12 protein-coding genes are annotated in these 11,420 nt (G+C 71.2%); 2 read left to right on the forward strand and 10 right to left on the reverse strand.

From position 1 onward, the window contains the following. Window positions 1–55: 55 nt before the first annotated feature. The 5 genes from hemL to hemQ form a co-directional block, all read right to left on the reverse strand. Window positions 56–1,396: a glutamate-1-semialdehyde 2,1-aminomutase gene (gene hemL / locus MTE01_RS15355; RefSeq protein WP_141378285.1), complete on the reverse strand. Its 1,341-nt coding sequence runs from the start codon at window positions 1,394–1,396 to the stop codon at window positions 56–58. Between the two features lie 83 nt (window positions 1,397–1,479). Further along, window positions 1,480–2,463, reverse strand: a complete 984-nt coding sequence (gene hemB, locus MTE01_RS15360) for a porphobilinogen synthase (protein WP_141378286.1) — start codon at window positions 2,461–2,463, stop codon at window positions 1,480–1,482. Then, window positions 2,460–3,275, reverse strand: a complete 816-nt coding sequence (locus MTE01_RS15365; RefSeq protein ID WP_141378287.1) for a uroporphyrinogen-III synthase — start codon at window positions 3,273–3,275, stop codon at window positions 2,460–2,462. Before MTE01_RS15365 ends, hemB begins: the two co-directional genes overlap by 4 nt. Next, window positions 3,272–4,273, reverse strand: coding sequence for a hydroxymethylbilane synthase (gene hemC / locus MTE01_RS15370; RefSeq protein WP_141378288.1), 1,002 nt, complete (start codon window positions 4,271–4,273; stop codon window positions 3,272–3,274). The genes MTE01_RS15365 and hemC overlap by 4 nt, the downstream gene beginning before the upstream one ends. Beyond that, on the reverse strand, window positions 4,270–4,941 hold the full coding sequence (gene hemQ, locus MTE01_RS15375; protein ID WP_103208063.1) for a hydrogen peroxide-dependent heme synthase: 672 nt from the start codon (window positions 4,939–4,941) through the stop codon (window positions 4,270–4,272). The genes hemC and hemQ overlap by 4 nt, the downstream gene beginning before the upstream one ends. A gap of 137 nt (window positions 4,942–5,078) precedes the next feature. Here hemQ and MTE01_RS15380 point away from each other — a divergent pair, with 137 nt between their 5' ends. Beyond that, window positions 5,079–5,867 (forward strand): bestrophin-like domain, encoded by a 789-nt coding sequence (locus MTE01_RS15380; RefSeq protein ID WP_103208060.1) that lies wholly within the window; start codon window positions 5,079–5,081, stop codon window positions 5,865–5,867. Between the two features lie 206 nt (window positions 5,868–6,073). On the opposite strand, the gene MTE01_RS15385 is transcribed toward MTE01_RS15380, so the two are convergent. From MTE01_RS15385 to hemE, 5 genes are all read right to left on the reverse strand, one after another. Continuing rightward, window positions 6,074–6,352: a hypothetical protein gene (locus tag MTE01_RS15385; protein ID WP_103208057.1), complete on the reverse strand. Its 279-nt coding sequence runs from the start codon at window positions 6,350–6,352 to the stop codon at window positions 6,074–6,076. Then, window positions 6,342–6,752 (reverse strand): phage holin family protein, encoded by a 411-nt coding sequence (locus MTE01_RS15390; protein WP_103208054.1) that lies wholly within the window; start codon window positions 6,750–6,752, stop codon window positions 6,342–6,344. Before MTE01_RS15390 ends, MTE01_RS15385 begins: the two co-directional genes overlap by 11 nt. 3 nt (window positions 6,753–6,755) lie before the next feature. Beyond that, complete coding sequence (locus tag MTE01_RS15395; RefSeq protein WP_174799712.1) at window positions 6,756–7,157, reverse strand: hypothetical protein; 402 nt, start codon at window positions 7,155–7,157, stop codon at window positions 6,756–6,758. 108 nt (window positions 7,158–7,265) lie between these two features. Then, window positions 7,266–8,774 carry a protoporphyrinogen oxidase gene (gene hemG / locus MTE01_RS15400; RefSeq protein ID WP_141378289.1) on the reverse strand — a complete coding sequence of 503 codons (1,509 nt, stop codon included), beginning with the start codon at window positions 8,772–8,774 and terminating at the stop codon, window positions 7,266–7,268. Then, entirely contained in the window at window positions 8,771–9,808 is a 1,038-nt protein-coding gene (hemE, locus tag MTE01_RS15405) for a uroporphyrinogen decarboxylase (protein ID WP_141378290.1), read from the reverse strand. The genes hemG and hemE overlap by 4 nt, the downstream gene beginning before the upstream one ends. Before the next feature lie 100 nt (window positions 9,809–9,908). Here hemE and MTE01_RS15410 point away from each other — a divergent pair, with 100 nt between their 5' ends. After that, window positions 9,909–11,255: a glutamyl-tRNA reductase gene (locus tag MTE01_RS15410; protein ID WP_103208591.1), complete on the forward strand. Its 1,347-nt coding sequence runs from the start codon at window positions 9,909–9,911 to the stop codon at window positions 11,253–11,255. Window positions 11,256–11,420: the final 165 nt, after the last annotated feature.

Raw genomic sequence — 11,420 nt, forward strand, 5'->3', positions numbered from 1 at the left:
CCTGCGCCCGCGCATCATCGCAGAGGACGAAACGCATCCCCCTCAGGGATGATCCCTACTGCGCGAGCAGCGTCGGATCCAGCGCTTCGGCCGCCGCTTTCGCGGCCACGGGCAGCGCCTCGAGCACGCGACCGAGAGCGACCTCGTCGTGCGCCGCGGTGAGGAACCACGCCTCGAACACGCTCGGGGGCAGCGAGACGCCGGCATCCAGCATCGCGTGGAAGAACGGCGCGTACCGGTACGACTGCTGCGTGAGCGCCGTGGCGTAGTCGAGGGGCACCTCGGGCAGGAACGCGACACCGAACAGCGAGCCCGCGCGCGGGACGGTGTGCACGACGCCCTCGGCCGTCAGGGCGGCGTCCAGCGCATCGGCGAGCTGCGCGGCCGCGGCGTCGACGGCGGCGTAGACCTCGGGAGTCGCGAGCCGCAGCGTCGCGAGACCCGCGGCGACTGACAGCGGGTTCCCCGACAGCGTTCCCGCCTGGTACACCGGCCCCAGCGGCGCGAGGTGGTCCATGATCTCGGCGCGACCGGCGAGAGCGGCCAGAGGCATGCCGCCGCCGATGACCTTGCCGTACGTGAGGATGTCGGGCAGGTAGCGCTCACCCTGCGACGCCTGCAGGCCCCAGAAGCCGGCGGGGTGCACGCGGAAGCCGGTGAGCACCTCGTCCATGATCAACAGGGCGCCGTGGCTGTGGGCGATGTCGGCCAGCGCCGCGTTGAAGCCGCGGAGCGGCGGAACGACTCCCATGTTGGCCGAGGCGGCCTCGACGATGATCGCGGCGATGTTCTCGCCGTGCACCGCGAACACCTCGCGCACGGCGTCGAGGTCGTTGTACGGCAGCACGAGCGTCTGCGCGGCGATCGGAGCGGGGACACCCGCCGAACCGGGCAGCGCGAGCGTGGCGACCCCCGAGCCGGCCGCAGCCAGCAGACCGTCGGAGTGCCCGTGGTAGTGCCCGGCGAACTTGATGAGCAGATCGCGACCGGTGACGCCGCGCGCCAGACGGATCGCCGTCATGGTCGCCTCGGTACCGGTCGACACCAGACGCACCTTCTCGATCGGCTTCAGATCGCCGACCTGCACGCGCTGCGCGACGAGATCGGCGAGCTCGACCTCGGCTCCCGTGGGAGCGCCGAAGGACAGACCTCGGGATGCCGCGGACTGCACCGCCCCGACCACCTCGGGGTGCGCATGGCCGAGGAGCGCCGGACCCCATGAAGCGACGAGATCGACGTACTCACGACCCGCGGCATCCGTGATCCGCGGGCCGGACGCCGACTGGACGAACCGCGGCGTTCCGCCGACTGAACCGTACGCGCGCACGGGCGAGTTCACGCCACCCGGGATGACGTCCTTGGCGCGGGCGAACCACTGGTCGTTGAGATCGGTCATGGCATCCATTCTTCCGGGCAGCACGGGGAAAGGGGTCGGATCCCGACGCTTCACGGCCACCCGACAACCCCGCAAGACAGGGCTCAGAGCTCGGCGCGCAGCCAGCGGGCGGCCTCGACGGCCCAGTACGTCAGGATCGCGTCGGCGCCGGCACGGCGGATGCCGAGCAGGCTCTCCATGATCGCGCCCCGACGGTCGATCCAGCCGTGAGCGGCGGCAGCCTCGACCATCGCGTACTCGCCCGACACCTGGTAGGCCCAGACCGGCACGTCGACCGACGCCTTCACGTCTGCCAGCACGTCGAGGTACGGCAGGGCCGGCTTGACCATGACGACATCGGCGCCCTCTTCGACGTCGAGCAGCGCCTCGCGTACTCCTTCGCGACCGTTGCCGGGATCGAGCTGGTACGAGCGGCGATCACCCTTCAGCTGCGAGTCGACGGCCTCGCGGAAGGGGCCGTAGAACGCGCCCGCATACTTGGCCGAGTACGCCAGGATCAGGGTGTCGGTGAATCCCTCGGCATCCAGCGCCTCACGCACCGCACCGACCTGGCCGTCCATCATGCCCGACAGGCCCAGCATGGCCGAGCCCGCGCGCGCCTGCGCCAGACCCATCGCCGTGTAGCGCTCGAGCGTCGCGTCGTTGTCGACGGCGCCGTCCTCGCGCAGCACGCCGCAGTGGCCGTGATCGGTGAACTCGTCGAGGCACAGGTCGGTCTGCACGACCACCGCGTCGCCGACCTCGGCCACGACGGCCTCGGTGGCGAGGTTCAGGATGCCGTTCGGGTCGTCGGCCCCGGAACCCACCGCGTCACGCGTCTCGGGCACGCCGAACAGCATGACGCCGCCGATGCGCTGCTCGGCCGCCTCGGCCGCCGCGCGGCGCAGGGAATCGATCGAGTGCTGCACGATGCCGGGCATGGAGCCGATGGGGCTCGGCTCCGTGATGCCCTCGCGCACGAAGAGCGGCAGGACCAGCTGCGAGGGGACGAGGTGCGTCTCGCGGGCGAGACGACGGACGGCGGGGGTGCGGCGCAGACGCCGCGGGCGGTGCTCGGGAAAACTCATGGGGTCGATTCGTCGGAGTTCAGGGGGAAGCGGGCGACGGCGTCGATGAGGGAGTCGACCGTCTGGGTCTCGGCCACGACGTCGACGCTGAGTCCGGCGCGCTTGGCATCCTTGGCGGTACGCGGCCCGATGGCGGCGATGACCGTGGATGCCGGGATCTCGGGGAACTGATCGACGACCTGCTCGGCCACCGAGCCACTGGTGACGAGGATGGCGTTGATACGCCCCGACTGCACGTCGCCCGCGATCTTCTCGGTGACGGGGACGCCGACCGTGCGATAGGCGACGACGCTGCGCACGTCGTGCCCGGCCTCGATGAGCAGGCGCGTGAGCACCGGCTTGGCGATCTCGCTGCGGAGGGTGAGGACCGTGCGCGGCTCGGTCTCGAGCTCGATCATCTGCTCGGCCATGCCCTGGGCGGAGTTGTCACGCTCGGGGACGAGGTCGACGCGATAGCCGACAGCCTGCATCGCAGCCGCCGTGGTCTCACCGACGACCGCGACCTTTGTCGCGGCGGGGATGACCGCCTTGTAGGCGTACAGCACGTCGACGGTGGTCGCACTCGTCAGCGTCAACCAGTCGAAAGCTCCGGCGGCGAGATCGGCGAGGGCCTCATCGAGCGTCGCCTGGTCGTTCGTGGGGGCGAAGTTGATCAGCGGCGCGATCACGGGCACGGCGCCGAGCTGTCGAAGGCTCGCGGCGACGCCGTCGCCCCAGGGGCCACCTCGCGGCACGAGGACGCGTCGACCGGCAAGGGGTTTCGGCACGCTGCCCGTCGAGGGGTTCGGCGTGTGCTGATGGCCTTCGTTCATGTGGTCGACTCTCGTGGTACCAGATCGGCCGCCCCGCGTTCGAGCAACCGACGCGCGGCTTCTTGGCCCGCTCGCGTCGCTTGCGCGATCGGTCCCCCGTCGTCGGCAGCATCCGCTCCATTGCCACTGCCCGTAGTGTCCCCACCATACCCCGGGTCGAGACGCACCGTCCGGTCTATGCCGATCCGTTGCGTTCCATCGAGAGCGTAGACGACCGCGCGCAGGCGAAGGTCGCCCTCCACGAGGGAGGCGTGCGTGCCCACGGGTGCGCTGCACCCGGCATCGAGTGCCGAGAGAACCGTGCGCTCGGCCGTGATCGCCACGCGCGTACGTTCGTCGTCCAACTGGGCGAGGGCGGCGTAGATCTCGGCATCGATATCGTCGCGCGTCTCGACGGCGAGCGACCCCTGCCCCGGAGCCGTCGGCCACTCCGACAGACCCAGCTCTTCGGCGAGAAGGCCGCCGAGGTCTCCGCCCAGCCGCGAGATGCCCGCGGCCGCGAGGATCACGGCATCCAATTCTCCGTCGCGTACCCGGGCGAGACGCGAGTCGACGTTGCCGCGGATGTCGTGGATATCGACCCGCGGGTTGTGACGCAGCGCCTGGGCGATGCGGCGGGGCGACCCGGTTCCCACGCGCGCCCCCGCGCCGAGGGCGCCCAGAGGCGTGCCGTCGCGGGTGACGACGACGTCGCGCGCGTCCGCACGCGCGGGCGTCGCCGCGATGACGAGACCGTCGGGCTGCTGGGTCGGCAGGTCTTTGAGCGAGTGCACGAGGAAGTCGCAGCGATCCGCCGCGAGAGCCTCGCGCAGACCGTTCGCGAACACCCCGCGCCCACCCAGCTGCGACAGCGAGGCGCGGTTCACGTCGCCCTCCGAGACGATGGGCACCAGTTCGACGGGACGACCGGATGCCGCGGACACGGCGTCGGCGACCATCTGCGACTGGGTCATCGCCAGATTGCTGCGGCGAGTGCCGAGACGCAGGGGCGCGGTCACTGAAGGATCTCGGGGATCTCGTCGAGAGTGACCAGCCGACCGGTGTAGAACGGCACCTCCTCGCGCACGTGGCGACGGGCCTCGGTGTACCGCAGGTCGCGCATCATGTCGACGAGGTCGGTGAGCACGTCGGCTTCCATGGGCAGGAGCCACTCGTAGTCGCCGAGGGCGAAGGACGCCACCGTGTTGGCGATGACGCCCTTGTACGCCGAGCCCTTCTTGCCGTGCTCGATGAGCATCTCGCGGCGCTCGGCCTCGGGCAGGAGGTACCACTCGTAGCTGCGCACGAAGGGGTACAGGCACAGCCACTGCTGCGCCTCGATGCCCCGGAGGAAGCCGGGCACGTGCGAGCGGTTGAACTCCGCGTCGCGGTGCACGCCCATGGCGTTCCACGTGGGGAGGAGGTTCTTGAGCAGGTCGGTGCGGCGCAGGCGTCGCAGGTCGCGCTGGAGCGCCTGGGGATCTTCGCCGTGCATCCAGACCATGAGGTCGGCGTCGGCGCGCAGACCGCTCACGTCGTAGAAGCCGCGCACCGTGACACCGTCGGCCTCGATGAGCGAGACGAGATCGGCGAGTTCGGTCGCATCGGCGGCGGTGACCGCGTTTTCGGGATCGCGGCGGAAAACCGCCCACAGCGTGTACACAGAGGAGGAGCTGTCGTCGGACATACTCCCAGTCTCGTCCGCTCGGGGCGGCGGTCCAAACCGGTTGACTCGCCGACGAACCACCGCCACGTGCGCACGCCGCTCCCCCGTTGGTACTGTGCGACGACGGCGTCGGAGGACGTCGAGCGAAAGGCGTGCCGATGTGGTTGTACGACCTGCCTATGTACCTGGGGCTGCCGCTGTTCATCGTCCTGGTGGTCGGAGGCTCGTGCGCGATTCTGCTGGCGCTGCGGAAGTGGGTTCGCCGGGCGGCACCTCGCGGTGAGGAATGGGACCGCGTCCTCAGCTACGCGGTCGGCGTCTACGGCGTCTTCTACGGTGTCACCCTCGCTCTCATCGCCACGGCGGCGTACAGCAACTTCACCGAGGTCGACGGCGTGGTCCTCGAGGAGTCGTCGTCGCTCGCCTCGCTGTATCGCACCGCGGCCCTCCTCCCCGACCCTCAGGGCGACGAACTGCAGGCTCAGATCACCCAGTACGCCCGCAACGTCATCGACCTCGATTGGCCACGACAGCGGCGTCTGGAGATTCCAGCCGAGACGGATGCCAATGTCTCGGCCATGCAACGGGCGATCGGCGCCGTGCAGCCGACGACGGCCGCCGAGACCCTCTACGTGCAGCAGTCCCTCGATCAGTTCCAGCTGCTGGTGGAGAACCGCCGCGACCGCATCGCGCTCACCCACCTCGCGCTGCCGAGCGTGCTCTGGATCGTGCTGGGCGTCGGCGCGGTGCTCAACGCGATTCTCCTCGGGCTCATCGAGGTGCGGAACCTGCGGGTGCACCTGTTGATGTCGAGCATGCTCGCGCTGTTCGTGGCCCTGCTGCTGTACGCGATCGCCGGGTTCGACCACGCCTACGCGGGCCCGATCGCCGTGACACCGGAGTACTTCGAAGACCTGTTGAAGGGTCTCTTCGCGAACGAACCGTAGGCGGGGCCGGGCGCCGGGTCACCGGTGGGTTGCCGGGGTCACGGCATCCGTTCAAAGACCGTCCCTCGGAGACCACGGCCGACACACCGCTGGATCACCCCCGATCCGGCGCGTCGCGGCCGAAGTCCGCAGGACGGCGGCGCTCGGGCCCCGGGAACGGCGAAGCGGCCCGACCTCCGGAGGGAGACGGGCCGCTTCGGACGATCTCAGCGCGTGTAGGCGCGGACGATGCCCCAGACGGCCAGGCCGACGAGAGCGGCGACGCCCGCGACGGCGGCGGCAGCGACAGCGGGGTTCTGCTGAGCCTTCTCGCGGATCTCCCGCACCTTGCGGTCGACGGCTTCGCTCGCGCGACGCGGGGCGTTGGCCTTGACCTCGATGGCCGCGAGAGCCGCCTTGAGCTCGGCTCGGGCCGATTTCACCGGGTCGGTGATGCCCAGGGGCACCGCCGTACGCGGGACGGGGACGGGACGATCAATACTCATCGCGGGCCTCCTTCACGATCCGGACGTCTTCGGAGATGGCCTGGCCGGGGTTCTCGCGCTTCGAGAGCTTCTTGAATCGCGAGTAGCCCAGCAGGGCGAGGATCGCGGTGATGACGATCATCACGCCGAAGACGACGAGTGCCGACAGCCAGACGGGCCACCACGACGACAGCCCCGCGATCACGAAGGCGAAGAACACCGGAATGGCCCAGAAGACGACGATGAGGGCGCCGACGAACCATCCGGCGCCGATCCCGGCGTCTTTCGCCGTGCGCTGCGCCCACGCCTTCGCCCCGTTGATCTCGGCGACGACGAGGTTGCGCACCAGCTCGGGGATGTCGCCGATGAGGGTGAACAAGCTGTCGTCGGAACGATCGCGGAATCCGCGCGGAGTGGTCATGCGTCAGCTCCCGGACGAGGTGGAGCCGCTCTTGGCCGCACGCGCGCGCGTGGTGGCCGACTTCTCCGCCTGCTTCGCGTCGTCGACGGAGTCCTCGACGACATCGGCGACCTCGTGGGCCGACTGCGTGGCGGCGCGTCCAGCGCGCTCGACGCGCTCCTGCACGGTGCCGGAGTGGCTGGCGGCGCCGGTGACCGACTTCGCGCCCTTCCACACCACGCCGGGGACCGACTTGAGGGCGGAGACACCGAACGCCTTCACCTTCTCGACCTGTCCCTGGACGACGGGCTGGTCCCAGACCTTCGCGGCCTGAGTCTTGATCTGCTCGTACCGGTCGCGGCCTGCCCGTGCGCCGAGCACGTAGCCCGCCACGAGTCCGACGACGAGTGCTGCTTTGCCCCTCATGGGGTCTCCTCACGCTCGAACGAGTGCTGGTCGAGTCTCACAGTAGTCACGTATGCCGCGATCGGCATCCGCCCTTGACAGGGCGACCCGGTCGAGTAGGGATCGCGGTCAGCTCGACCAGAGCGCATCGCTGCGCACACGGTCGGCCTCATCGCGAGCGTCGGGGACGACCTGGGCGAGTCCCGTGCCCGAGATCCACGCGCCGGTGACGCCGAGACCCGGCACGGCTCGCACGGCGCCCCGCGCGGCAGCGGTCTCAGCCGCCCGCCCGATGGTCGCCGCGGGCTGCGACTGCACGTAGCGCACCCGATGGGCGTCGCGGAGAGCGGATGCCGACAACTCGACACCCAGCATCGTCGAGGCCTCCGAGAGGGCCAGGGCGGCGGCCGCGTCGTCGTCGAGAGCGGCGGTCGCGGGCTCTTCGCCCTGCGCTCCGAACGAGACGCGGACGACGTGGATACCGGGCTCAGCGGCATCCCGAACCCAATCCCACTTCGCCGTGGAGTGCGTGAGCGCCTTCGCGACGTGGCTTCCGGGAACGGTGAGCACTCCGGTGCCGCGCGGAGCCCGGTCGAGCGCGGGGGCATGGACGACCAGGGTGACCACCTCGACGACGGGAGCGACCGGGTCGCCCACCTCGAGACCGGGGACGACGGGAGCGAGAAGTTCGCGCGCCGGCCCCTCGGGGAGGGCGACGATCACGGCCCGGGCCGGCAGCGGCTCGTCGTCGGCGGAGGTCGCAACCGCCCAGCCGTCGTCGGTGCGAGCCAGGGAACGGGCGGAGACCCCGGTGCGCACCTCGACGTCGCTGTCGCGCAGGTGCGCGACGAGAGCGTCGACGAGACGGGACATGCCCCCGGCGATCCCCTCGACCGCGCCGCCCGGGGCGGCGGGCTTCGCGGCACCGCCCGACACGATGGGGACGTCGGAGGCCGGAGCCTCGGCGGGACGCGTGGCCGCGCGGCTCGCACGGAGGTCGGCGACGGCACCCGTGAGCGACCCGGTCCGCGTGAGCGCGGCGTTCAGCCCCGGGGCCGCCAGATCGACGTCGATGTCGTCGGGGCGAGCCGAGTAGACCCCGCTCGTGACCGGAGCGACCAGGCGTTCGAGCACCCGCGCACCCAGCCGCGACCGCACGAGCTTTCCGAGGCTGTGCGCATGACCGATCGTCAGCGGAGGACGGAGACGATCGAGGTACGCCCGCCACGAACCCGACCAGCCGATGACGCGTCGCACATCGGGGGCGAAAGGATTGTCGGGGATGCCGAGCACCCCGCCCTTCGGTAGCGGCGCCGCCCCGACTCCCGGGACACCCGCGACCCACGCGCCCGCGGGGTTGGGCGAGACGATGTCGTCTGACAGACCGAGTTCGTCGAGGAGCTTTCGCACGATGCCGCCGCGCGTCGCGAAGCTCTCGGCGCCGACGTCGAGCGTCATCCCGCCGACCTCGGCGCTGCGGAGGACTCCGCCGAACACCTCGGACGCCTCGAGCACCGTGACCTGCAGGCCGACCTTCGCGCACTCGCGCGCCGCGACCAGACCCGAGATGCCGCCGCCGACGACGACGACCCGCGTCTCGTGAGCGTGACGGACGAGCCGGTCGAGGGGCTCGCTCACGCGTCTTCTCCGTGGGCGCGGGCGACGATGCGGGTCAGCACCTCGGGGTCGGTGTCGGGCGGCACGCCGTGGCCGAGGTTGAGGATGTGCGCGCGCGCCGCGCGACCACGGGCGAGCACGTCGTCGACGTGCGCGGCCAGCACGGGCCACGGAGCACCCAGCAGGGCCGGGTCGAGATTGCCCTGCAGAGTGACGTCGGGGCCGACGATCGTCGCCGCCTCGTCGAGCGGCATCCGCCAATCGACGCCCACCGCGTCGGCGAGACCGCCCAGGCGCATGTCGTCGAGAAAGGCCCCCGTGCCCACGCCGAAGTGGATTCGGGGCACCTCGATGCCCTCGAGGGCGGCGTGCGAGTGCGGGGCGATGAACTCGCGGAACGTCGCGGGTGACAGCGACCCCGCCCACGAGTCGAAGAGCTGCACGGCCTGCGCTCCGCCCGCGATCTGCGCATCGAGGAAGGCGCGCGAGACCTTCGAGAGCCAGCCGGCCAGGCGGTGCCACGAGGCGGGGTCGGCGTGCATCATGCCGCGGGCGCGCAGGTGCTCCTTGCTCGGCCCGCCCTCGACGAGGTAGGCGGCGAGGGTGAAGGGGGCACCGGCGAACCCGATGAGGGGAACCGCCTCGTCGAGCTCGGCGGTGACGCGCCGGGCCGCCTCGCGCACCGGCTCGGCCGCGGCGGCGACGTCGTCGGGGTCGATCGCGGTGATCCGCGCCACGTCGTCGGCAGTGCGGACGGGGTCGGCGAACACCGGGCCGCGACCCGGCTCGATCACGACGTCGACGCCGGCCAGACGCAGCGGCACCACGATGTCGCTGAAGAAGATGGCCGCATCCACCTTGTGGCGACGGATGGGCTGGAGGGTGATCTCCGCCGCGAGGTCGGGAGTCAGACACGCGTCGAGCATGCGGGTGCCCACACGAAGCTCGCGGTACTCGGGCAGCGAGCGCCCCGCCTGACGCATGAACCACACCGGCTGCCGCTCGGGACGATCGCCACGGAGGGCACGGAGCAGGGGCGCGTCGAGGGAGGCCATGGCATCCATCCTTCCACCCGCGCCTGGGGAAGACGGGGGATGCCTTGACGTCGAGAGGCCGCCCGGAATACCCCGGGGAACGCGAGCGTAGAATATAGATGTGCTGCTGTGCGTCAGCGCGAGTCACAAGACCGCGTCCTTCGATCTCCTCGAGCGGCTCAGCGTACCCGCGACACCCGTCGCCCCCCTGATCGCCGAGCACGACGAGTGCGTCCAGGGCGCCGTCGTCGTCGCGACCTGCAACCGCTTCGAGGCGTACGTCGACATGGACGAGCCCGTCACCGCCGCGGTCGCCCTGGGTATCGAGGCCACCCTCGCGGCGATCGAGTCCGCCACCGGCGTCCCCGCCAGCGAGCTCGAAGGCTCCTACACCGTCCTCGGCGGCAGCGACGTGGCCGAGCACCTGTTCTCGGTGGCATCCGGTCTCGAATCCGTCGTCGTCGGCGAGGGCGAGATCGCGGGCCAGGTTCGCCGCGCCCTCAACGAATCGCGTCAGCTCGGCACCACCTCCGCCGAGCTCGAGCGCCTGTTCCAGCGCGCGTCCGAAGCCCAGCGCGGCGTCAAGAACTCCACCGCGATCGGTCGCGCCGGACGCTCCCTCGTGCGCCTCGGCCTCGAGCTCGCCGACAGCCGGATCGCCGACTGGTCGACCCAGCGTGTGCTGCTCGTCGGCACCGGCGCCTACGCCGCCGCCACCGTGGCAGCCTTGCGCGACCAGGGCGCCGAAGACATCTCGGTCTACTCACCGTCGGGCCGGGCCGCGAAATTCTCGGTCAAGCACGGCCTGCGGGCCGTCTCGGCGGAGACCTTCCCGAGCGCCGTCGCCCACGCCGATCTCGTGATCACCTGCACCACGAGCGAGAACCACGTGCTCAGCGCCGCGACCTTCGCCGCGGGTCGGGGCGCGTACGAGACCGCCGTCGACGGCGCCGCGGGCGTGTGCCCCGTCGACCACACCGCGCGCCGACTCGTGATCGACCTCGGTCTGCCCCGCAACGTCGACCCCGACGTCGCCACCGTCCCGGGCGTCGACCTGCTCGACCTCGAGACGATCCGCCTGCACGCCCCGCTCGAGGAGCTGCAGGCCACCGACGCCGCGCGCGACCTCGTGCGCGACGCCGCCCGCCGCTTCACCTCGGTCGGCGAACGCAAGAACATCACGCCCGCCGTCGTGGCCCTGCGCGCGCACGTCTTCGGTGTGCTCGACGCCGAGGTCGCCCGCGTGCGCGCCCGCGGCGACGAGGGCGGCCAGACCGAGCAGGCGCTCCGCCATCTCGTCGGCGTGCTGCTGCACACCCCGACCACCCGCGCGCACGAACTCGCCGAGACCGGTCGCGCCGACGAGTACATCGACGCCCTGTCGGCACTGTTCGGCATCGAGGTCGCCGACCCCGCCGGCTCGGCTGCCTCGGTCGCCGAGCGTCGCGGTATCGCCGACGCGGGCTGAGGGCCCCGCCTTCGCGCACTCCGCCCTCGGGCGTTTGTCGCGCGCGCGTGTCCGCCTGGGCTGCGGAGGACATGCGGCGGGCGGAGGACCGCACACGCGGCATCCACCCTCCGCTCCCGCAATCTCCTCCCCCCGAGCAAACTCCCGCGCTGCGGCACGCGTCCC

Source organism: Microbacterium testaceum, assembly GCF_006539145.1.
Taxonomy (GTDB): domain Bacteria; phylum Actinomycetota; class Actinomycetes; order Actinomycetales; family Microbacteriaceae; genus Microbacterium; species Microbacterium testaceum.